A 22,913-nucleotide genomic window follows, 5' to 3' on the forward strand; every position below is an offset into this window, starting at 1 on the left:
AAGATAAGCTATGTGTTTCTAGCCAATGTATAAGTTTGTGCCACATTCAATTAAAATTTCATTAACACTTTTTCACATGTGAATGTTAAATATATACAAAAGGAAAGATTTTTTATCGAATTTTCAAGTTCGAAACTTATGGATTTCCCATAAAGACACAAAAAAAGCGCTGCAAATTTTGCAGCGCTTTTTTTGTGTCTTTAAATGATTATTTAATCATTGTCATCGTCATCTTCTCCAACTTTTGGTTGAAATTCCCACATGTCGCTTAAGCCTGTTTGTCCATTCAAACCTGTAACAATAAAACCTCTGTTATCAATGCTGAAACCAATAGCATCAACACGTGAAATCACTTCGTTTTCTAATGAAGTTCTTTCTACCCAATCATCTTTAGCTACATTGTATTCCCAAACTTCTCTAGAGCTAGATCCTAATCCTGTAGTAATGTATCCTTTACCATCTATTACGAATGATACAGCACTAGTTCTCTGAACGTCTTCAGCACCATTGTCCTTATCTATATCTTTCAATTGTTTCCAAGTCTCAGATGTAGAATTAAATTCCCATACGTTATCAAGATTGTTTTTTCCTGATACTAAATAGGCTTTATCACCAATTACAAATGTAGTCGCATCAGTTGTTTTGCTTCCTCCATAACCTAAGCTCTCTGACCAAACACCATTTTCGAATTTATAAAAATCCTTAAGGTTATTCTGATCTTCACCATCAAGAACACCATAACCTGTTCCAACGTAAGCAATATCGTTAAATGCAAATGCTACAGCTCCTTGACGAATTCCTCCAGGGAATTGAGAAGTTAACTCAGACCATCTCTCAGCAACTGGTTTCGTAGGATCATACTCCCAAAAATCATTTAATCTATCACCATCTTCATCAACGCCTGTACCAATATACCCTTTGCCATTAACAGAAAAAGCTACGGCTTCTCGTCTAGGAGTTCCAGGGAAAACGCCGATTTCATTTCCATCAACTTTTTCAGTGATACTAGTCCAGTTATCAATAGTTGTATTGTATTTATAGAAGCTTGAGAAATAATCTCCATTTGAATAGCCTAAACCAACATATACATCATCACCAATAGTAAAGCTCACTGCTCCACCACGTCCAGATCCACTATATTCTGCGCTTTTTTTCCAGTTACCATCCAAACCATTATCACTACCACAGCTTGTGATAAAAAGAGATAATGCAAAAAATGCCAATAATAATCTTTGTTTCATGTGTTATGATTTTATAATAATTAATACGATTATACATTTAAATTTTCATAAGAAATTGAAGGTCCTTTTTTTTCTTATGACGACAAATATAAATAAAAATCAGTAGGATTGGTTTTTCTCTACATAAAAATACAGAGTACTTTCGAAAAATTAACAATTAAAAATCGCGATTAGAAAATCTCGATATTTTATTTACATTTGTGCGTTATCCGATAATTTCTTATAAATCATCACATGATATTAGTTCATGATTATCCTTTATTTATATGATCAGCAATAAGCTTCTATTTAGAATGAGAAAAATAAAATCTATTGTATTTGTTTCTATGCTTGTGTTACTATCAAGTTGCAACTCTGATGTTTTTGAAGAGCATGAAATAGGGAGTAATATTATTGATAAGTCTACAGAGGTGTTTTCTATAGACACGTTCACTGTTAATAGTTCTACAGTGAAAATGGATTCTGTTGTTACATCAAACTATAGCAATGTTCTCTTGGGAAAATATAAAGATCCTTATTTTGGTAATATAAAATCGGATTTTTACGGCGAAGTTGATTTACAAAGCGCATTTACTCTTAGAACCCTAAGTAGTGGGGATAAAGTTGGTGTTAAATTTGACTCCTTGATCTTCATTATGTATCATCAAGGTAGTACAATGGTAAATGGGCGTGTTAATGATCATTTTCACGGCGATACTCTAAAAGAGCAAAGTATATCTATCCATAGGGTAACCGAAGATTTCGAATTTCCTGAAAATGTATATGCATATAATGCAGATGATGAGTTAGAGTTCGATGCAGAGGCGATTGGAAGTTCTGTTTTTGTCCCTAAAAGATATGTGAATAGTATTTTTGATGAAGCGAGAGATAAAGATCCTTCAGCAGAAAAAGGTGGTCTTCGTATTAAAATGGATGATGCTTTAGGTCTTGAGATAATTGATAGTGTAAATAATGGGAGTGATATTGTTAAAAATGGAGACGACTGGTCAACTTACTTTAAAGGAATTGTATTAAAAGCAGGAGATAATAATACCGCAATGTTTTCTTATCAGACAGGTGTAGGAATGAAAATGCGCTTATATTACAGTGACACCGAATACACAGAAGCAGGTGTAGCACGATTCCATGATTTTCCTATTAATAAAAAGTCTGTGAATTTTTCAAATTATTCATCTGATTTTAATTCAGATGAACATGATTATATGAAAAAAATTGGCTTGATAGATGAATTAGAAAATGATTTGCCTTCTACTGAAACCAATAATTTATCTTTCTTACAGGGTGGCACAGGATTAATGACTAAAATAAGCATCCCTCATATTGAAAACTTAAATCAAATGGGGCTAACTGGGGGTATTCTTAAAGCGGAATTGGTCTTTAGTCCTCAGCAAAATAGTTATGATGAAGATTTTTATCCTTTACCATTTTCTAACTTTGAACTTTATACGACTGATAAGAAAAATAAATTTATTGGTGGTGTTGTCGATTCTAGAACAAATAATATTGTGACATCAACTTACGTTACTAATTATAAATATCTTGATGAATCGTACTATATGTTTGACTTAACAGATTATGTGAATCAAATTCTTTTGAATGGTCAAAAATATGATGATGCATTGCTAATAAGTATACCTCCAAGTCTAATTGGTAATTCTATGGAACGTTTGATTATTGATAATGATAAGAAATCAGATACAAGGATAAAATTAAAGGTAACTTACGTTGTTCAGAATTAATGTCGAATATTTTAATTAAAATATATATGTGGAATATGAGAATGATTGTTAAGCCTTTTTATTCTATGAGAAAAATGATTGCGTTTATAGGGATAAGCTTATTGTTTCTGACAAATTCAGCATTCGCTCAAAATAGCACAAGCTCTCCTTATTCATATTATGGACTAGGTGAGTTGAACCAAAATGCTAGTGGTAATAGTATTTCGATGGGCGGAACAAGCCTTGCATATCGAGATGGTGGTGTTTTGAATATTCAAAACCCTGCGGCTTTGGCTCAAGTTGATAGTCTTAAGTTTATTTTTAATGTTGGTATGGCTGCTAAGTATACTAACCTGAATCAAGGAAATAAAAGCGATTATTTTAATGATTATAACTTAACAAGACTTGCTTTTGGTTTTAAGGTTTCACCTAGATATTCAACTGCTTTTTCAGTTTCACCTTACTCAAGTTTAGGTTATGAAATTACTAAGAGAGAGAAAGTAATCGGTTCGGAATCATATATTAATAGTTCTTTGAAAGGATCAGGAGGTTTAAATCAGCTAACTTGGTCCAATGGTGTGAAAGTGACTAAGAATCTTTCATTGGGAATTAATGGGATATATTTATTTGGGAACAATACCAGAGATGAGATTATTACTATGGAGGCTGGATCTTCGTATGTATATAAAAATAATACAAAACTAGTTTCTAAAGGGATTTACTTTAACCTTGGAGCACAATATCAAATGGATTTTAGGAAGTACGGTCTTACTCTTGGAGCTAAATATCAACCAAAATTAGGTGTTGGTGCAGAACAAATTACAAAAGTCACCAATTATAGTAGCGGCGTTGGTGCTGTTAGACATGATGATACTGATAAAGGTTCGTTTGATGTTCCAGAAAGTTATGGTTTAGGTTTTGGATTAAGCAAAGCTAAACGTTTCTGGATTGGTGGAGATTATTTATTTGAGAAGTGGAGTGATACAGAAGTTTTCAATAAAAATAATTCTTTAAGAGATCGTAGTAAGTTTAGTCTTGGAATGGAGTATAAGGCTAATGATGGGTATGCGAGAAAATTCTTAAAGAAAATGACTTATCGTTTAGGTGGATTTTACGATACTGGATATATCACTGTTGAGGATGAAAAAATAAATTCAATGGGAGTCAGTTTGGGATTTGGTATCCCTATGGCACAAAATGGAGGAATGATTAATGTTGCCCTTGAATTTGGAATTTCAGGAACAACAAATAATAATCTGGTTCGCGAGGACTTTACAAGGGTTACAGTTGATATTAACTTATTTGAAAAATGGTTTGTTAAGCGTAAATACCATTAGACAATAGTTTTGATTTAAAATATATACACCCGAAAGCCTTTGTCTTCGGGTGTTTTTTTTTATTCAAATTCATGTTTTTTTAATAATAAAAAAATAATGGACCTCTTACTCTAATTTAGAAGTGATAAAGAATAATATTGACTAATTTTGGAATGATTTTAAACAAGTATTTGTTTCATTTCACATACTAATGCAACACAACATATGATAATGCAGCTAAGCTATGTTTGCAGTATCGAATACCTAGTTTTTATTCGATTAAAACAAGCTTGCTGACCTAAAAGATTATAGAATGAAAATGATTTATAAACCTCAAGAATACCGAATCAAAGATGAAAGAATGAAACCTTTTATCGATGAATCTGAAATTTGGGAGATCTTAGATACGGCAGAACCTACAAAAGAGAATGTGAGGGCTGTAATCCAAAAATCATTGTCTAAAAACCGTTTAAGTATGCAGGAAACTGCACTATTATTAAAAGCGGAAGATCCTGAATTAATTGAAGAAATTAAGGCGGGTGCGCGAACGCTGAAAGAGAATGTTTATGGCGATAGAATTGTAATTTTTGCTCCTTTATATGTAGGGAACAAGTGTGTAAATAACTGTACTTATTGTGGGTTTCGCGCTTCAAATAAGAAGCAGAAACGTACAACCCTTAATGAAACTCAGCTTAGATCTGAAGTGAAATCTTTAGAAGACAATGGTCAAAAGCGTTTGATTCTGGTTTATGGTGAGCATCCCATGTATGATGCTGACTTTATAGCCGATTCTGTGCGTACCGTTTATTCTGTGAAATCTGGCTCTGGAGAAATTCGACGTGTTAATATCAATGCAGCACCTTTGGATATCGAAGGTTTTCAAAAGGTTAAAGATTCCGCTATTGGTACATATCAAATTTTCCAAGAAACTTACCATAGAGAAGCTTACGCAAAATATCACATAAGTGGACAGAAATGTGATTTTGACTGGCGTTTAACGGGTTTAGATCGCGCACAAGAGGCATTGATTGATGATGTCGGTATTGGAGCTCTATTTGGCTTGTACGATTGGAAATATGAAGTTTTAGGACTTCTTCGTCATGTGAATCATTTTGAAGCTTGTTATAATGTAGGCCCACATACTATTTCATTTCCAAGAGTTAAGTCTGCATCTGATACCAATATCGATCCTAAGTTTGAGGTTAGTGATGACGATTTTATCCGTTTGGTAGCCATTCTTCGTTTGGCAGTTCCTTATACTGGTCTTATTCTTACTGCTCGCGAAACTAAAGAAATTCGTGAAGAGGTTATTAAGTTGGGTGTATCGCAAATTGATGCTGGAACCAATATTCAATTGGGAGGTTATTCAGAAAAGAACCATGAGGATCAGCACTTAGATCATGAACAATTTGAAATTGGTGATACAAGAAGCCTTGGTGAGGTGATTGATGAATTGTTAGATAAGCAATATTTACCATCTTTTTGTACAGCGTGTTATCGTAAGGGTAGAACTGGTGAGCATTTTATGGAGTTTTCTGTTCCCGGATTTATCAAACGTTTCTGCACTCAGAATGCGATTTTAACATTAGCAGAATATCTTGAAGATTATGCGACATTAGAGCAAAAAGAGAAAGGTTATAAATTGATTGATGTTAAAATAGAAGGACTTAATGAAAAGGATAGTTTAAAAGTTACTCCATTATTAGAACGTCTTGAAAGAGTAAAACAAGGAGAACGAGATCTATACTTCTAGCCTTTTATCCATAATATATCATAGAAAAGCCCGGTTTTATTCGGGCTTTTTTACGTTTAAGAAATGATATTTTAACTTATTGCTTTATCCATTTCTATAATGAAATTACTGCCCTGACCAAGTTCACTTTCACACCAAACTTTCCCTTCCATAGCTTCAACGTATTTTTTCACTATGGAGAGACCGAGTCCTGTGGAGCGTTCTCCTGCTGTTGGTTTGGCACTTAAAACTTGAAATTTACCAAACATTCTTTTTTGATCTTCACTTGAAATCCCAGGGCCTTCATCCTTAATCATGGTTTTTACTTTATCTCCATCTTCCCAAACTTTTACCCATATTTCCCTATTTGAAGGTGAAAATTTAATAGCGTTAGAGATTAAGTTTTCGTAAACTTGAGTCATGTACTCAGGATCTGCATTTACATAGGTTTCTGCAGGGTCAAAATTTAGTTTAATATGCTTTCGTTCCAATTTCTCTTTGAAGTTCTGATTCACGATATCAAGCAATTTTGAAAGGTTTACTTTCTCTAGTTGTAGATTAATGCTTTTAGATTCAATCATTTTCACATCAAGAATTCGTGTAATCATCATATTCATTCGGTTTAGAGCATTAAGCATATAGTCTATATTCTCTATATCTTCGGGATGATTACTTGTCTTAATTTGTGATTTAAGATATTCAGCAATTGTAATAGTTGATGTTAATGGATTCTTTAAATCGTGAGCAATAATACCAATCAAGTGATTTTTTTCATTATTCAATTCAGTCAGCTCAGAGTTCTTGTTAAGTATCTCTTCTTTTTGCAAACTAATGTTGTTGTTTGCATTCTGTAGCCATTTAGCTTGTAGTTCTATTTTCTGAAAGACCTGTGCATTTTCTATCGCAATACTAGTATACACAGCTATATTCTGTAGAAGACTTAAATGATACTCTTTAAAGGCATTTTTTATAAAACTTTGAACTGTGATAACACCTATGATTTTACCTCTTACTTTTAAAGGAAGATAAATAACTGATTTGGGTAAATGACTATTGTTAATCGTAACGACTTTTTTTATGTACTTTGAAGCTTCTTTGTCCAGATCATTAATGAAAATTTCAGTTTCATTATTATAGCAGTAAACAGCAAGTCTGTTGGGATCGTCTAATTCAAATCTGATATTATTGATGTCTTTCCCATCGTCCTTAAATCTTGGGAAATACAGATCCTTTTTATTTTTGTCGTAAATACCAATTCCAAAAATAGAAGCATCCATCAATTCTTTTATCGACTGATACGCAGAATCGATGATACGTTCAAATGATAGGTTCGCCGTAATTATTTTGCCAATATCATTTAAGTGGATCAGGTTCATATATGATTTTTGAAGGAATTGAGACTGTTGGAGAATTTCTTCCTTTTGTTCTTCAAGGGCATCGTTTTTCTTTTCAATTTCAGTTTTTTGTGCTCTAATTTCTTTAGTCTTATCAAAGACCATTATTTCAAGCACTTTTTGCTTATTGCGTATGTTTATTAATCTAATTTTGATTGTTAAAAACACCACAATAGCTAGAAAGATAACGAGTAGAGATAAAAACCACCAAGTTAACCACCAAGGAGGAAGGATTGTGAACGTGTATTCATAAGGGCTTGGTGTCCATATGCCATCACTATTGGAAGCTTTAATTTTAAATGTATAAGTTCCTGGAGGAATTCTGGAATAAATGGCTTCCGATTTGTTTGTTACGGGTGACCATTCTTTATCTAAGCCTTCAAGTATCCACTTATACTTAACCTTTTCGGGAGATTTATAGCTTAAGGCCTCAAAATTAAAAGTGAGGTGATGCATGTCATGAGTTAGATTCAGATCCTGAGGAATAGGAAACCAAGGACTGATTGCACTGGAAGTATTCTTGTGTTTTTTATCACTCCAATTAACTTTTTTGAAAAATAAATAGATCTCAGTTAGCTGAATAACAGGAGGGGTAATATTAATATCATCGTTGCTAGGATTGAATACCATAGCACCATTCACAGTCCCAAACCATAGGTTTTGATCCGAATCAATATAGTTACTACTTCCATTATTTTCTATGCCTGTAAACCCATCATATTTATCGTAGTTTCGGATTTTATCAATGTTTCCAGATAAATCTATTGAAATTCGATCGACACCATTTTGAGTGCCAGCCCAAATATTACCTTCCTGATCAGAGAGAATTGAATAGGTAATGTCGGAACTCAAACCATCTTTGGTGCCAATAGTTGTCCAACGTTGGTCATCCCAATAACAGACACCTCCACTGAATGTGGCAGCCCAAATACGTCCTAATTGGTCTTCGCATGTTTGTAGTATCCAATCATGACTAAGGCCATCTTTTTTATCATAGTTTATAATGTTGTTCCCATCAAGTACTGAAACGCCTTGCATATGAGAAAGCCAAAGTCGATTTTTAGAATCAACAAATAAATTTGAGATGTTTTCCGTCGTTAAGTTGTGGCTTTCATGGTTAATAACACGTCTGTTATTTTTATTGTCAATAAAAACCAGACCACGATTGAAATCTGCGAACCAAATACCATCTTCAGTGGCGCAAATGTCTGTAATGATAGCTCTTGGGTGGAAACCATATTTTTTCGAGACATTTGTAATCTCACCATTTTGGTATTCTAACAAGCCCAGTTCAGAAGCTATTAGCATATTTCCGTTGTCCAGCTCATGAAAATCCATTACTCTATTTATGGAAGGATGGAGCTTTGAATTGATAACTTGAAACTTTCCATTTTTATGACGCACAATTCCTTTACCAGAAATACTGAACCAGAAATAGCCTTTAGAATCTTGTATTGTTGCTAATACGATATTTCCGCCAATGATATTTGTAAAATCGAGAGATAGAAATTTATTTGAGCCATACTTGATTAAACCATTTCCACTTGTTGTAAGCCAAATATTACCTTCTGTGTCTTCTAAAACGCTATTGATGTAAGGAGAGATTAATCCTTTTCTTTGATCAATAATGATTGTCTTTTTATTCGAAACGACTGCTAAGCCAACTTCTTTGATACAAATCCATAGTCGATCTTTTGAATCAAGACTGATACTATTAATATTTTGTGGATTGATAGAGTTGTGAAGATCAACTTTTGTGAATTGGTTATTTTTACTTTTATAGATATCAATACCATGCCCAGGTTTAAAAACACGATACCAACAATCTTGATTTGAATCAAAGAAAGAGGGAATAATAATCTGATCCTTAAAAAGAGGATTGTTGTTTAGGATTGATTCTGTTAATCGACCGCCTTTAAGTTCATATAACGCATTTTGTGTCGTGATAAGAAGTTTCCCCGAAGGATCGTTCAGTATTGAAAAGACTCTATTGTTTTCGCTGAGTTCTGGATGTAATTTACTTGCGTTGTGAAAACGACCATTTTCAAGATACACTAAAATACGTTGGTTATCCTTTAATCCTAATGCCCATATCTTACCCTTATTGTCTTCCTGAATATTCATATATTGAGCAACAGGAAGACTATCATTTTTATTAAAATTAGTGAATTCAATTCCGTTAAAGAAACTGACGCCCACACTAGTCCCAATCCAAATGTTTTCCTTTTTATCCTGAAAGAGTGATCGAATATTATTGTCAGATAAACCATGGTTATGATTGTAAGAAAAGAATTCTTGGCCGTTAAAGCGTGAGAGTCCTCCTCCGTTGGTTCCTAACCATAGGTTTCCTTTTTTATCTTGAATCAATGACGAAACCTCAGATTGGGGTAGACCTTCCTCTAGAGAATAATTCGTAAAGCTGTAATGCTGAGCATAGCTTGCGATAGAGAGTAAGAATAGAATGAGGCCAAGTAATATTTTATAGAATGGGTTATTCATATTGTTATTGCTTTTTCTTATGGCTTAAATCTGCAAAGCCAGTTTTAGCTTATGGTTAAGTTTGTCTTAAGATCTCCCCAATAATCATATGGAAATCAACTTGATTTATTACCCCTTATTGTATTGAGATAAGCTTTGTTTAAAAGCAGTAAAAGGTACAAATTTTTTTAAGCATTTAAAAATTATACATTTGTTCTCAAGAAACCGAAATGATTGATGAAGTTGATGTGTAGCACTGAACTTAAATTAATAAAATTGTTTATTATTTATCGATCATATAAGATTGTTAGTTGACTTCCTGTATTGAAAAACTTTAAGCTAAAAAATGAAAACTACTAAATTAATTGCAAGAACCTTGCTTACCTGCTTAGCTCTTTCCTGCTTTGCTTGTCAACCTAAGCTTTCACTTGAAAAGGCTGAAGCAAAAATGTCGGAAAATCAGATGAAAGAATATATTCAGATATTGGCATCAGATGAGTTTCAAGGCAGAAAGCCATTCTCAGAGGGGGAGGTTAAAACGATTGATTATATCTCAAATATATATTCTAATTTAGGATTGATACCAGCAGTTGAGAATAGTTATCTGCAAGAAGTGCCCCTGGTTGAAGTAGGTGTTGGGGTTGATAAGCCAATGAATTTTAATACAAATGGTAAAGAAAAAAACATCCGTTATAAAGATGATTTTGTTGTTTTTTCTCGTCGTTTAGAAGAGAGAATCGAGCTGAAAAACTCCGAACTTGTTTTTGCAGGTTATGGAATTGTTGCTCCGGAATATGGATGGAATGATTACGAGAACCTAGATGTAAAAGGCAAAACTGTTCTGGTTTTAGTTAATGATCCTGGTCTCGACTCTGGTGATGATAATTTGTTTAAAGGTAATGAGATGACCTATTATGGTCGTTGGAGTTATAAATATGAGGAGGCTGCAAGACAAGGCGCAGCGGCATTATTGATTATTCACGATACCAAAGGAGCTGGTTATCCTTGGTCAGTTGTTTTGAATTCGGCTTTGGTACCTAAGTTGTATCAGCAATCAGAAAATAAATATGCTGACAGAGCTGCAATGGAAGGATGGTTGACTCATGATATTGCGGCAGAGATATTTGTTGATAATAAATTGAACTTGGATGAGGCCATCTTAGATGCTAAGAAGAAAGATTTTAAGGGCTTTGCTTTGGATACAAAGATGAGTATGACCATTCGCAATTCTTATCGTGAAGACAAAACCAACAATGTAATCGGTATGATTAAAGGAAGCGACTTATCTGATGAGTGTATCGTGTATTCTGCTCATTGGGATCACTTGGGAATTGGTCGTAAGATGAATGGTGATAGTATTTACAATGGCGCCGTTGATAATGGGACTTCACTGGCTTGGATGTTTGAAATTGCCCGTGCCTTTAAAGCAATGCCAACGCCTCGACGTTCAATCGTATTTCTTGCACCTTCGGCTGAAGAATCCGGTTTGAATGGTTCTGCATACTACGTCAGTCATCCTGTGTTTCCTCTGAATAAAACAGTAGCGAATATCAACAACGATTTGATGTTACCTTATGGCAGAATGAAAGATTTAATGGTAACAGGGTATGGCCAATCTGAACTTGATGATTATGCAGAAGAAGCGGCTAAGAAGCAAGGACGCTATATTCTTCCAGATCCTAATCCTCACACAGGCATGTATTATAGAGCCGATCATTTTAGCTTTGCGAAGGCTGGCGTACCAGCTTTATTTGCTCGGGGAAATAGTGATCATATCGAGAAAGGAAAGGACTATATGTCTGAGAAGGAAAAAGATTGGTTGGCTAATAATTATCACAAACCTTTTGATGAGTATCAAGACTGGTGGGATCTTTCAGGAGTCAAAGAGGATGCTCAACTGATGTTCAGAATTGGATGGAAGCTAGCAAATGAGGAAACTTTTCCAAAATGGAAAGAAGGATCCGAATTTAAAGCTGTACGTGAAAAACAAATGGCAAACTAGGTCAGATAAGATATAAGAATAAAGAAGCGATCTCAGGTTTTAAATCTGAGATCGCTTTTTTATATATTAGAGTCGATTAACGTCTTGATTTGTAATGTAAAGAATCACCCCACTGACCGTATCCAATTTCACCATCAGCCATATTAATACGAGCCTCCATGCAGTTTGTGCAGTCATCAGCACCTTCATCAATGCATGGTTTATTCTGGTATAATAAGTAATTAGCTCTTTCCTGAGTTGGTGTAATATTAGGCATGATAATATTGGCACCTATCTTTAAAGCTTTCTCTCTTCCCAGAGGATCAATAGCCTGAAGGGCGGTAGCCGAAGCAATATTAATATCTTTCATTATGATACGAAGAACAGAAATCATTCTAAGTGTTAATCTAAATCGATCATTTAGATTCATTAGATCATCCTTATACTCATAAAGAGGCGTTTGATCATGTTCTATGAAAGGTCCCATTCCCACCATATCAATATCAAACTCTTTCATGAAAAGGATGTCGTTTGCTAGATCTTCGTAGGTTTGAAAAGGAAGACCGATCATAACACCAGTTCCAGTTTGGTAGCCAATATCCTGAAGAGACTTTAAACAGGCAAGCCTTGTTGCATGAGCATGCTCTTTGTTGTCAGGATGGATTTTGCTATAAAGTTTAGGGTTGCTCGATTCAATTCTAAGAAGGTAACGATGAGCACCAGCATCAAACCATTTTTGATAAGTCTCTTTAGTTTGTTCGCCTATTGAAATGGTGATGCCCAGTTCGTTATTACTGAGCTTTTTAATATCCTTTAAAAGTTGGCAAATTCTATCTACAAAAGCAGGATCTGAACGTTCACCCGCCTGTAAAACCATAGATCCATAATTGTGCTCGTGAGCAAACTTAGCAGCTTTTAATATTTGGTCATCAGCAATATCGTAGCGATTAACCATTTTATTGGATGCACGAATACCACAGTATAAGCAATCCTTTTTGCAAATATTTGAGAATTCAACCAGCCCACGAAAATAAACCTTATTCCCAATATGCTTGAGTTTAACGTCGTGTGATCGTTTAAATAATGCTTTCTCTTGCTCACCACTCGCTTTTAAAAGTCGAATGATTTCTTCTTTGGTAAAGCTATCTTTCTGCAATAATGTATCGAAACTTATATCCATGCTTGTTGACTTAGGCTTTCAAAACGGCATTAATAAAATGCAATGTTTATGTGTTTGAGTGGCAAAAATAGTGATAAAATTTCAAGTAGTCTCTTAAGTTTTTTAGTATTTGGAAATTCGCACTCTAAACTCTTTAATATGTTTATTGGGAATTTATCAAGAAGATCTTATTTCTAATAAAGGACATTGTCATTCGTAAACTGATAAGAAGCTCATAAAGTTGATATTTCCTTGAAAGAGCTGCGAATTCTTGGTTTTAGGCTGAAGAAAATCTCATTAGATGCAAACGTTTGTTTTAGAACTAATCTAAATTATTAGTTTTTCTCCAATAAACAGGCTTTCGCTTACAGTTTCCTACCGTTTCTTCTTTTTAGAGTATTGATTCTTACTATATTTGTCCGAAATTCTAAAGAATCATTACTTGATTTAGAGTGAATGCTTTTAATTAAAGTTCACCTAAAATCTATTTATAGGGATCTATACATTGCAGTTGATTATTTATAACTCTGGTTCTAAATAAAATAAACTTGAAACAAAATATAAAAACATATACAATGATAAACGAACAGTTATTAAATCCTAAAAGTATTGTTGTAATCGGAGGTTCTGATGACGTACAAAAGCCAGGAGGGAAGGTGTTAAAAAATCTTATCGATGGTGATTTTAAAGGGAACCTATATGTAGCTAATCCTAAGTTAGACGAGGTTCAGGGTATCAAATCATTTAAGAACCCTCAAGATTTACCTGAAGTTGATTGTGCAATTTTAGCTATTGCAGCTAAATTTTGTCCTTCAACAATTAAATTGTTAGCCGAAGAGAAAAATACACGTGCTTTTATTATTCTTTCTGCTGGATTTAGCGAAGAGAATGAAGAAGGAGCTGAACTCGAGAGACAAATTGTTGAGACTGTAAACTCGGTGGGTGGTTCTTTAATCGGACCAAACTGTGTTGGTGTTTTGAATTCTAATTACAATGGTATTTTCACAACGCCAATTCCATCTTTAGATCCTAAGGGATGTGATTTCATCTCAGGTTCAGGTGCTACCGCTGTATTTATTATGGAATCAGGAGTACCTAAAGGACTGTCCTTCTCAAGCGTATATTCAGTAGGTAACTCAGCTCAAATGGGAGTTGAAGAGATTCTTAAACATATGGATGAGAGCTACGACCCTGAAACATCTAGCTCGGTTAAATTATTATATATCGAGAACATCGATAAGCCAGAAATGTTGTTGAAGCACGCTTCTTCTTTGATTCGCAAAGGATGTAAGATTGCTGCCATCAAGTCGGGTAGTTCTGAGGCGGGTTCTCGTGCTGCATCTTCACATACAGGTGCTCTTGCTAGCCCTGATGTCGCTGTAAATGCACTTTTCAAAAAAGCGGGTATTGTTCGTTGTTCTGGTAGAGAAGAGTTAACGACTGTTGCTTCTATCTTTATGCATCCTGAGTTGAAAGGAAAAAACATCGCTGTTATTACTCACGCGGGTGGACCAGCTGTAATGTTGACAGACTCGCTATCAAATAATGGTTTAGATGTACCACATATCGAAGGCCCTAAGGCTGACGCTTTGTTAGAGAAACTTTACGGAGGTTCATCAGTTGCAAATCCTATCGATTTCCTGGCAACAGGTACAGCTCAGCAATTGGGTGATATTATTGATGCTTGCGAGAATGATTTCGATAATATCGATGCGATGGCTGTTATTTTTGGTAGCCCGGGCTTATTCCCAGTATACGATGTTTACGACTTGTTGGATGAGAAAATGAAGCAGTGCAAAAAGCCGATTTATCCAATCCTTCCATCTATAATCAATGTGAAAGATGAGATTGAGCATTTCTTAGCTAAGGGCCGAATTAACTTCCCCGATGAGGTTGTGTTTGGTGATGCATTGACTAAGATTTATAACACTCCTAAGCCAGAGGCTGAAAATGTTGCCATTCCTGATGTTGATAAAAAAGCAATCCGTGCAATTATTGATGAAGCTGACAATGGTTATTTAGCTCCAGAGAAAATCCACGCTTTATTGGATGCTGCTGGAATCGATCGCTCAAAAGAGGGTGTTATCGATACCGTTGAGGCCGCTAAGAAAATGGCTACTGAAATTGGTTACCCTATGGTAATGAAAGTTGTTGGACCCGTTCATAAATCTGATGTTGGTGGTGTTGTATTAAATGTGATGAATGAAGAAACTGTGGTTGCTGAATTCGAGCGTTTGATTAAGATTCAAGACACATATGCCGTAATGATGTGTTCTCAGCACAAAGGAACTGAAGTGTTTATTGGTGCTAAGCGTGAAGAGAAATTTGGTCACATGGTATTGTGTGGATTGGGTGGAATCTTTATCGAGGTATTTAAAGATGTGAAAGCAGCTTTAGCTCCAATTTCTAACGAAGAAGCTCACGAAATGATTCGTGGATTACAATCATATGGTATCATTAAAGGGATGCGTGGACAAGAGCCAGTAAATGAAGATAAATTTGCTGATGCTGTTTCTCGTGTTGCCGCTTTAATGACAGTTGCTCCAGAGATTTTCGAGATGGACTTAAATCCACTTTTGGGATCGAAAGATGCTGTTGTTGCTGTTGATGCTCGTATTAGAATTGAGAAGGACATGTAATTCTGTGACTTGGTTTGCTAGTTCGGAATTTGAAGATACCTTTGCGTCTCTCAGATTGACAAACTTCATATTTACTAATTCACTCATTATACTATGAGAAAGTTTAAAGATCTAAGCCTAAACGAAAAACTGATGATCAGTTTTTGTATCATTCTTTTAATAGCTGTTGTTTTGAATTGGAGCAACGTTTATAAAGGATTACAGAAAGGCTTCGGTATCCATACAGAACAACCAGCTAAATAAGTTGGATAATACCCGAGGCTTTGTCTCGGGTATTTAATTAATTCCCATTTGCATGATGTTTTGAGAGATGAAACGAGCCATCAAGAATATTCCAGAAAACCGGAGTAGGATTGTAATGGCGGATTCCATCTGGTCAAAATCTAAAATTATAAACAAATGAAAAAACAAGATCTAATATTTATCCTTTGTGTCATTACCTGCTTTCTGCCATTTTTCTTGTCAGAAGAGGTGTTCAACTTTTACGTAGGCTTCAATAAAGCTCATGGTATGGTTACCAGTTTCGTCAAGTTTGCCTTACTAGCAACTTTAGGTGAGGTCATTGGTTTGAGAATGAAAACAGGCGCTTATTACCAAAAAGGCTTTGGTATTCTACCCAGAGCTGTTGTTTGGGGATTTTTAGGATTAACAATCAAGTTGGCTTTTGTGATTTTTGCAACAGGAACACCAATTTTCCTTGCTTACTTAGGCCTTGAAGGTGCTACTGAAGTTATGAAGGGCGCTTTTAGTGCAGATAAATTATTAGTTGCTTTTGCTATTTCAGCATGTATGAACTTAATTTATGCACCTGTAATGATGACTTTGCATAAAATCACAGATATTCATATTATAGATAATGGTGGATCTTTAGCTGGTCTTTTGAAACCTATTCAGTTTTCAAATATCTTTCAAAAATTAGATTGGGGTGTACAATGGAATTTTGTTTTCAAAAAAACGATTCCTTTTTTCTGGATTCCTGCTCATACATTCACCTTTTTATTACCTCCCGATTATCAAGTCCTTTTTGCTGCAGTATTAGGAATTGTTCTAGGGGTATTACTAGCTATTGCGAGTTTGAAAAGTGCTAAATAATTATAACTTTGTATAGGATTGTAAATTATAGATTTTTAATCCTCTTTTTTTTATAAAAAAGCAAGGCTGATCATCTCTTTTTCGATCTCTATGCTTTATCTGAAGTCTCATCTCTTTATACTGTAAATATGACTAAAATTGGATTATTTTACGGCCCTCAGGAGGGTAATGTAGAAAAAGTAGCAAAGTTAATTGCTAGTAAAATCGAAAATGTAGATTTAATTCGAGTTAAGGAAATTGAAGCAGATGCTTTTAAAAAATACGATAATATTATTCTAGGTATTTCAACACTTGGAAAGCACACTTGGTCTTCAGATAATGAAGGAAACGATTGGGATCAATTCCTTCCAAAGATGAATGGGATTGACTTAAAAGGTAAAAAAATTGCAATCTTTGGTCTAGGCGATCATATCGCATATGCCGATTTTTTTGTTGATGCGATGGGAGAGTTGTTCGAAGTTGTTAAAAAAACAGGCGCGACAAGTATTGGTCAGGTTAGCGACGAAGGGTATGAGTATAATGAATCTCGTGCTTTTGTTGATGGTAAATTTGTTGGTTTGCCAATAGATGAGGATTTTGAAGACGATTTAACAGAACAAAGAGTAGATAATTGGTTGAAAATTATCCTCCCGGAAATGAAATAAAGCAAGTACAAATCTTGTTAAGCAAAGCTCACTTTTTCGAAAGTGAGCTTTTTTTTGTCTTTAACTACCAATTTGGTAATTTTACAACGATTACTTTCTTTAGACTGTAATTATATAAGCCGAATAAGTTTTAAATTGTAAGGGAAATTTGTAAAATTGTAGTGGAATCAAAATGACTTTATTTATAAATAATAACTTCTAATAATATAAGTATGAAAACCCCCATAAATTCTCAAATAGTAGATAGTAAATTAGCTCTATGTGAAATAGATAAGATGGAAGAGGCGACTATACGTGACGTTGTGCGTGTGGTGAATATGATCGAAGAAGAGAGTGGTGATAAATTCATTCGTATGGAAATGGGGGTTCCTGGCCTGGCTGCCTCTAAATACGGTATTGAAGCAGAGAAAGCTGCCCTTGATAATGGTGTGGCAGCAGCCTACCCAATGCTTGAAGGTGTAAAGGTGTTAAAAGAAGAAGGTTCTAAATTCATTAAGAACTTTATGAATGTTGATATGAAACCTGAGGGCATTATTCCAACAGTTGGATCTATGCAAGGTGGGTATGCAGCTTTTATGGCGGTTTGCTCAGCTACCGAAGGAAAGGATACAATCCTATTTGTTGATCCGGGTTTTCCAGTTCAGAAAACTCAGATGGATGTATTGGGAATGAAATATGAGACTTTTGATATTTACGATTACCGTGGAGATAAATTGTTGGCTAAGTTAGAGGCTATCATGTCGAAAGGGAATATCGCAGGTATTGTTTATTCTAATCCTAACAATCCAGCTTGGATTTGTATGAATGAGGATGAGTTGAAAACAATTGGTGAAATGGCTACGAAATACGATGCAATTGTATTGGAAGATCTTGCCTATTTCGCAATGGACTTTAGGGTAGACCTTAGTCAGCCAGGTGTTGGACCCTATCAACCTTCTGTAGCAAGATATACCGATAACTACGTTTTGCTGATTTCAAGTTCTAAGGCATTCTCTTATGCAGGACAAAGAATTGGCTTGCTTTGTATTTCAGATAATCTATACAAGAGAAGATACGAAGGATTGAAGAAGCGTTTTGGAACCGATGGTTTTGGTTATACAATTGTATATCGTATTATTTATACATTATCTTCGGGTGTGTCTCATTCAGCACAATATGGTTTACATGGTATGCTAAAAGCTGCTAACGAGGGTAAATTCAATTTTGTTGAAGATGTAAGGGAGTATGGTGAGCGAGCTAAGATTATGAAGAAACTATTTATGGACAATGGTTTTGAGTTGGTTTATAGCACTGATGTTGATCTACCTCTGGCTGATGGATTTTACTTCACAATTTCTTATCCTGGTTTAACGGGACCCGTTTTGAATAAGAAATTACTATACTATGGAATTTCAGCAATTTGCTTGAATGAAACAGGTAGTTTGAAAGAAGGACTTAGAGCTTGTGTTTCACAGATTTCAAGAAGTCAATTTGGTGCTTTAGAATCTCGTTTGAAAGAGTTTCATAAGCATCACCAGGTATTAGCTTAGTTGACGATTCAGGACCACTAAGTAACGAATTCACGAATAAAAGGGTTCAATTTATTTAGACTGATTGTAAATTTCCTGTATTTGTGATGAATTGAAAGGGAAACATGAAGAAGTGCTTTTGAATTGTTACCTTTATCAAGCAAATTAAAATTAACTCTTAATATATAAACGCTATGGCAAAATTTATAGGTGCTATTGTTGTTGATACCGAAAAATGTAAAGGTTGTGGCTTATGTGTTGTAGCCTGCCCTACTAAGGTTATCGAACTTGCACGCGACGTAAATGGCAAAGGTTACCATTATGCTCATATGGCAAATGCAGCCGCATGTATTGGTTGCTCAAGTTGTGGTTTGGTTTGTCCTGACACTGTAATTACTGTTTACAGAACAAAGGCAAGCTAGATTCTATTTAATCAAAATCTGAAAATCTTAAAAATATTCTTGTAATGGGAGATATTCGATTAATGAAGGGGAATGAAGTGATCGCTGAAGCAGCTATTCGTTGTGGATGTGATGGGTATTTTGGTTACCCAATTACACCTCAGTCTGAAGTTATGGAGACCCTTATGATTCGTAAGCCTTGGGAAGAGACCGGAATGGTTGTAGTACAGGCTGAAAGTGAAGTTGCTGCGATCAATATGGTATATGGTGGGGCATCGTGTGGTAAGAAAATTTTCACGTCTTCTTCTAGTCCTGGGATTAGTTTGAAAGCTGAAGGTATTACTTACTTAGCTGGTGCTGAATTGCCTGCTTTGATTGTAAACGTTGTACGTGGAGGTCCGGGTTTAGGTACTATTCAACCTGCTCAGTCAGATTATTTCCAGGCTGTAAAAGGTGGTGGACATGGTGACTATAAGCTAATTGTTTTAGCTCCTGCTTCTGTTCAGGAAATGAACGATTTTGTTGAGCTTGGTTTCGATCTTGCTTTTAAATATTTAAATCCAGCAATGATTTTGACTGATGGTGTTATTGGTCAGATGATGGAGAAGGTTGAATTGTCAGAATTCAAGCCTCGCTGGACTGCAGAAGAAATTGAAAAGATGTCTGGATCTTGGGCAACTACTGGAAAGAAAAAGGGTATAGCACGTAGAATTTCTACATCTCTTGATCTGGATTCTTCTAAGCAAGAAATTTTCAACCATAAATTGCAAGCGAAATATCGTGCAATGGAAGAAAATGATGTTCGCTTCGAGAAAATTAATTGTGACGATGCTGATTACATATTTGTAGCTTACGGATCAAGTGCTCGTATTTGCCAAAAGGCTATCGAGATTGCCCGTGAAAAAGGTATTAAAGTTGGTTTGTTACGCCCTATAACTCTTTTCCCTTACCCAACTAAAGCTATCCAAGAGATGCTTGGTCAGGTAAAAGGAATTTTAGCAGTAGAAATGAGTGCTGGTCAAATGGTCGAAGATGTTCGTTTGGCAGTTAACGGTAAAGTGCCAGTTGAGCATTTTGGACGTTATGGTGGAATCATTCCTACTCCTGATGAAGTAGTTGAAGCATTGGAACGAAATTTTATAGGAGAATAAGTTATGACAACAACAACTGATCTTAAAAATATAATCAACGAAGAGAATGTAGTCTACAAAAAGACTTCTGTTCTTTTAGATAACGAAATGCATTACTGCCCGGGTTGTACTCACGGTGTGATTCATAAAGTAATTGCTGAAGTTATCGACGACATGGGAATTCAGGAAGATACCATTGGAGTTTCTCCTGTTGGATGTTCTGTTTTAGCATACAATTATTTAGATATCGATTGGCAGCAAGCTGCTCACGGTCGTGCTCCTGCATTGGCTACTGCAACTTCTCGTTTAATGCCAGATAAATATGTCTTTACTTATCAAGGTGATGGCGATTTAGCTTCTATCGGTTGTGCTGAAATTATGCACGCTTGTAACCGTGGCGAAAGCATTGTTGTATTCTTTGTGAACAATGCCATTTATGGTATGACTGGTGGCCAAATGGCACCAACAACTCTTGAAGGACAGGTAACTGCAACTACGCCTTACGGACGTGATTGTTCTACTACTGGTCAGCCAATGAGAATTACTGAAATGCTTGCCATGTTGCCAGGTACACGTTATGTAACCCGTCAATCTGCTGAGACTCCAGGTGCGGTTCGTAAATTGAAAAAAGCGATTCGTAAAGGTTTTGAAAATACCAGAGAGCGTAAGGGTATTTCATTCATCGAAATTGTTGGAACTTGTAGTTCAGGATGGAAACTTTCTCCTGTTAAGTCTAACGAGTGGATGAAAGAAAACATGTTCCCTTACTACCCACTTGGTACCTTAAAAGACGAGTAAATTTCATTAGGGATAGAGCTAGATTAACTTTATGGTAGATTATTTAGTACAATCAATGATCTATCCCATAATCGATTAAAACTGTAAAAAATGACTGAAGAAATTATAATTGCAGGATTTGGTGGTCAGGGTGTGCTTTCATTGGGTAAAATTCTTTGCTATTCTGCTATTATGCAGAATCAGGAAGTATCATGGATGCCATCATACGGACCTGAAATGCGTGGAGGTACAGCTAATGTAACTGTTATCTTGAGCGACGAACGTATCAGTTCTCCTGTATTAAAAAGCTTTGATACAGCTATCATTCTTAACCAACAATCAATGGATAAGTTTGTGAACGAAATTAAACCAGGTGGAACTTTATTATATGATCCAAACGGTATTACACGTCATCCTGAAAGAAAAGATATTAATATCTATAAAATTCAAGGTGCGGCTTTAGCGACTGAAATGGGGAATCCTCAAACTTTCAACATGATTATTATGGGCGGTTTCCTTAAAGTGAAGCCAATCGTATTACTTGATAATGTTAAGAAAGGTTTAGAGAAATCTTTGCCAGAGCGTCATCATAAATTGATTCCTTTAAATATTGAAGCCATTCAAAAAGGAATTGAGAATGTTGAAACTGTAATAACTCTATAGAGAAATAAACAACAACAAATACTTTCCAATTAGTTAAAGGGCAGTCCGTAAGGATTGCCCTTTTTCTGTGCCCTGTTTATAGTAATTAATTTCTCCTCTTTAGGTAAGGAGGAGTACCCGGGTGAGCGAGGGGGAGGTGGTTTGTTGATCACGAATCCCCGTTTAAAAAAGAGATTTTTGCTGACAAAAATGCATCATTCGCCATGCTCTGACTATATGCAAGCTGCAAATGTCAGGCTATGGCTATAAAGTATAATTTAGTTTCCCGCCGATTTTGCTGATTAACGCAGAGCCTAAGTCTTATTCTGACTATAGGCGAGCTGTAATTGTCAGGGTATGACTATATATTACACAGCTATTAAACTTAACTGAGAGCCTCACTAAAAAAGAGAGACCCTCAAAAAAAACTTAGCTCCTGCATATTTATTCACTTCGTTCATGAAGCACGTTAGCAATATGCAGGTTAGGAATTGGGGATTTTGAATCCCCTTTTCATGTTAAGCGATTACAAATCGCTAAGTCCAGATTACAAATTCGGACTAGCAATCAGAAAACAGGAAGAAGCCAACAGAAGAAATTTTGTTGGCTTTTTTTTTATTCTGAAAAGATGAGGGGTGTAGAAAAACGGTTTAATTTTCTTTTCTGTAGCTCATTAAAGGAGAAAGGTAGATATCCATAAAATCGCTTATTTATAATTAAATCAATATTTTATGATATTTACAAATCTTTTATTAACTTGCTTATACAATACAGTATAAAAGTTAATTGGTTTCGTAGTTGGATCTCTAGGTCCTATTATAACTGTTAATAGTAAATATTGTATTGGTTGAAGTGATGATTGAAATATGATAAGAACAGAGTTTTGTAATAATATTAATGTCAGATTGAATTACAAAAGTACAAACTTATCATTCGATAAAAAGAAGGCGTGATGTTGGCTAATTTTTCATAGAGGTTTCGGTAACAAGTTGTTTGAGGTTTATATAAAAACGTCTCAAATTCGGAACTGAACGATATCATACTATAATGAAAACAAAAAC

The 22,913-nt window shown here is 35.2% G+C and carries 16 protein-coding genes; 13 read left to right on the forward strand and 3 right to left on the reverse strand.

Features of this window, described 5'->3' with window-relative positions; all coding sequences use genetic code 11:
• Positions 1-212: 212 nt before the first annotated feature.
• Positions 213-1,241, reverse strand: a complete 1,029-nt coding sequence (locus ABY905_RS04885) for a Kelch repeat-containing protein (protein ID WP_372641140.1) — start codon at positions 1,239-1,241, stop codon at positions 213-215.
• A gap of 293 nt (positions 1,242-1,534) precedes the next feature.
• On the opposite strand from ABY905_RS04885, the gene ABY905_RS04890 reads away from it, so the two are divergent.
• From ABY905_RS04890 to hydG, 3 genes are all read left to right on the forward strand, one after another.
• Positions 1,535-2,980: a DUF4270 family protein gene (locus ABY905_RS04890; protein WP_372641142.1), complete on the forward strand. Its 1,446-nt coding sequence runs from the start codon at positions 1,535-1,537 to the stop codon at positions 2,978-2,980.
• Between the two features lie 26 nt (positions 2,981-3,006).
• Positions 3,007-4,296: an OmpP1/FadL family transporter gene (locus tag ABY905_RS04895; protein ID WP_372641144.1), complete on the forward strand. Its 1,290-nt coding sequence runs from the start codon at positions 3,007-3,009 to the stop codon at positions 4,294-4,296.
• Positions 4,297-4,588: 292 nt separating this feature from the next.
• Complete coding sequence (hydG, locus tag ABY905_RS04900; protein ID WP_372641146.1) at positions 4,589-6,028, forward strand: [FeFe] hydrogenase H-cluster radical SAM maturase HydG; 1,440 nt, start codon at positions 4,589-4,591, stop codon at positions 6,026-6,028.
• A gap of 71 nt (positions 6,029-6,099) precedes the next feature.
• On the opposite strand, the gene ABY905_RS04905 is transcribed toward hydG, so the two are convergent.
• Positions 6,100-9,900, reverse strand: a complete 3,801-nt coding sequence (locus tag ABY905_RS04905; protein WP_372641148.1) for a two-component regulator propeller domain-containing protein — start codon at positions 9,898-9,900, stop codon at positions 6,100-6,102.
• Positions 9,901-10,225: 325 nt separating this feature from the next.
• On the opposite strand from ABY905_RS04905, the gene ABY905_RS04910 reads away from it, so the two are divergent.
• Entirely contained in the window at positions 10,226-11,881 is a 1,656-nt protein-coding gene (locus ABY905_RS04910; RefSeq protein WP_372641150.1) for a M28 family metallopeptidase, read from the forward strand.
• Between the two features lie 76 nt (positions 11,882-11,957).
• Here the strand turns inward: ABY905_RS04910 and hydE are convergent, their stop codons facing one another.
• Positions 11,958-13,040, reverse strand: a complete 1,083-nt coding sequence (gene hydE, locus ABY905_RS04915; RefSeq protein WP_372641152.1) for a [FeFe] hydrogenase H-cluster radical SAM maturase HydE — start codon at positions 13,038-13,040, stop codon at positions 11,958-11,960.
• Positions 13,041-13,594: 554 nt separating this feature from the next.
• Between hydE and ABY905_RS04920 the strand changes: the two genes are divergently transcribed.
• The 9 genes from ABY905_RS04920 to ABY905_RS04960 all read left to right on the forward strand — a co-directional run bounded on the left by ABY905_RS04920 (position 13,595) and on the right by ABY905_RS04960 (position 21,873).
• Complete coding sequence (locus tag ABY905_RS04920; RefSeq protein ID WP_372641154.1) at positions 13,595-15,658, forward strand: acetate--CoA ligase family protein; 2,064 nt, start codon at positions 13,595-13,597, stop codon at positions 15,656-15,658.
• Between the two features lie 93 nt (positions 15,659-15,751).
• Positions 15,752-15,901, forward strand: coding sequence for a hypothetical protein (locus tag ABY905_RS04925; protein WP_372641156.1), 150 nt, complete (start codon positions 15,752-15,754; stop codon positions 15,899-15,901).
• 156 nt (positions 15,902-16,057) lie between these two features.
• Positions 16,058-16,750 (forward strand): Mpv17/PMP22 family protein, encoded by a 693-nt coding sequence (locus ABY905_RS04930; protein ID WP_372641158.1) that lies wholly within the window; start codon positions 16,058-16,060, stop codon positions 16,748-16,750.
• 128 nt (positions 16,751-16,878) lie between these two features.
• Positions 16,879-17,394 (forward strand): flavodoxin, encoded by a 516-nt coding sequence (locus ABY905_RS04935; RefSeq protein ID WP_372641160.1) that lies wholly within the window; start codon positions 16,879-16,881, stop codon positions 17,392-17,394.
• A gap of 212 nt (positions 17,395-17,606) precedes the next feature.
• Entirely contained in the window at positions 17,607-18,923 is a 1,317-nt protein-coding gene (locus ABY905_RS04940; RefSeq protein ID WP_372641162.1) for an aminotransferase class I/II-fold pyridoxal phosphate-dependent enzyme, read from the forward strand.
• A gap of 173 nt (positions 18,924-19,096) precedes the next feature.
• Complete coding sequence (locus ABY905_RS04945) at positions 19,097-19,324, forward strand: ferredoxin family protein (RefSeq protein ID WP_125029775.1); 228 nt, start codon at positions 19,097-19,099, stop codon at positions 19,322-19,324.
• 44 nt (positions 19,325-19,368) lie between these two features.
• A complete protein-coding gene (locus ABY905_RS04950) occupies positions 19,369-20,454 on the forward strand; it encodes a 3-methyl-2-oxobutanoate dehydrogenase subunit VorB (RefSeq protein WP_372641164.1) in 1,086 nt (361 codons plus the stop codon).
• A 3-nt stretch (positions 20,455-20,457) separates the two neighbouring features.
• Entirely contained in the window at positions 20,458-21,231 is a 774-nt protein-coding gene (locus ABY905_RS04955; RefSeq protein ID WP_372641166.1) for a thiamine pyrophosphate-dependent enzyme, read from the forward strand.
• Between the two features lie 90 nt (positions 21,232-21,321).
• The gene (locus tag ABY905_RS04960; RefSeq protein ID WP_372641168.1) at positions 21,322-21,873 is read left to right on the forward strand and encodes a 2-oxoacid:acceptor oxidoreductase family protein; all 552 of its coding nucleotides are present in this window, start codon (positions 21,322-21,324) and stop codon (positions 21,871-21,873) included.
• Positions 21,874-22,913 lie beyond the last annotated feature (1,040 nt).

It is taken from the genome of Ancylomarina sp. (assembly GCF_041555295.1).
In the GTDB taxonomy this organism is placed as follows: Bacteria; Bacteroidota; Bacteroidia; order Bacteroidales; family Marinifilaceae; genus Ancylomarina.

Coding starts and splice junctions, on each gene's coding strand:
- ABY905_RS04885 (WP_372641140.1), bottom strand. CDS start 1,241: ATGAAACAAAGATTATTATTGGCATTTTTTGCATTATCTCTTTTTATC.
- ABY905_RS04890 (WP_372641142.1), top strand. CDS start 1,535: ATGAGAAAAATAAAATCTATTGTATTTGTTTCTATGCTTGTGTTACTA.
- ABY905_RS04895 (WP_372641144.1), top strand. CDS start 3,007: ATGTGGAATATGAGAATGATTGTTAAGCCTTTTTATTCTATGAGAAAA.
- hydG (WP_372641146.1), top strand. CDS start 4,589: ATGAAAATGATTTATAAACCTCAAGAATACCGAATCAAAGATGAAAGA.
- ABY905_RS04905 (WP_372641148.1), bottom strand. CDS start 9,900: ATGAATAACCCATTCTATAAAATATTACTTGGCCTCATTCTATTCTTA.
- ABY905_RS04910 (WP_372641150.1), top strand. CDS start 10,226: ATGAAAACTACTAAATTAATTGCAAGAACCTTGCTTACCTGCTTAGCT.
- hydE (WP_372641152.1), bottom strand. CDS start 13,040: ATGGATATAAGTTTCGATACATTATTGCAGAAAGATAGCTTTACCAAA.
- ABY905_RS04920 (WP_372641154.1), top strand. CDS start 13,595: ATGATAAACGAACAGTTATTAAATCCTAAAAGTATTGTTGTAATCGGA.
- ABY905_RS04925 (WP_372641156.1), top strand. CDS start 15,752: ATGAGAAAGTTTAAAGATCTAAGCCTAAACGAAAAACTGATGATCAGT.
- ABY905_RS04930 (WP_372641158.1), top strand. CDS start 16,058: ATGAAAAAACAAGATCTAATATTTATCCTTTGTGTCATTACCTGCTTT.
- ABY905_RS04935 (WP_372641160.1), top strand. CDS start 16,879: ATGACTAAAATTGGATTATTTTACGGCCCTCAGGAGGGTAATGTAGAA.
- ABY905_RS04940 (WP_372641162.1), top strand. CDS start 17,607: ATGAAAACCCCCATAAATTCTCAAATAGTAGATAGTAAATTAGCTCTA.
- ABY905_RS04945 (WP_125029775.1), top strand. CDS start 19,097: ATGGCAAAATTTATAGGTGCTATTGTTGTTGATACCGAAAAATGTAAA.
- ABY905_RS04950 (WP_372641164.1), top strand. CDS start 19,369: ATGGGAGATATTCGATTAATGAAGGGGAATGAAGTGATCGCTGAAGCA.
- ABY905_RS04955 (WP_372641166.1), top strand. CDS start 20,458: ATGACAACAACAACTGATCTTAAAAATATAATCAACGAAGAGAATGTA.
- ABY905_RS04960 (WP_372641168.1), top strand. CDS start 21,322: ATGACTGAAGAAATTATAATTGCAGGATTTGGTGGTCAGGGTGTGCTT.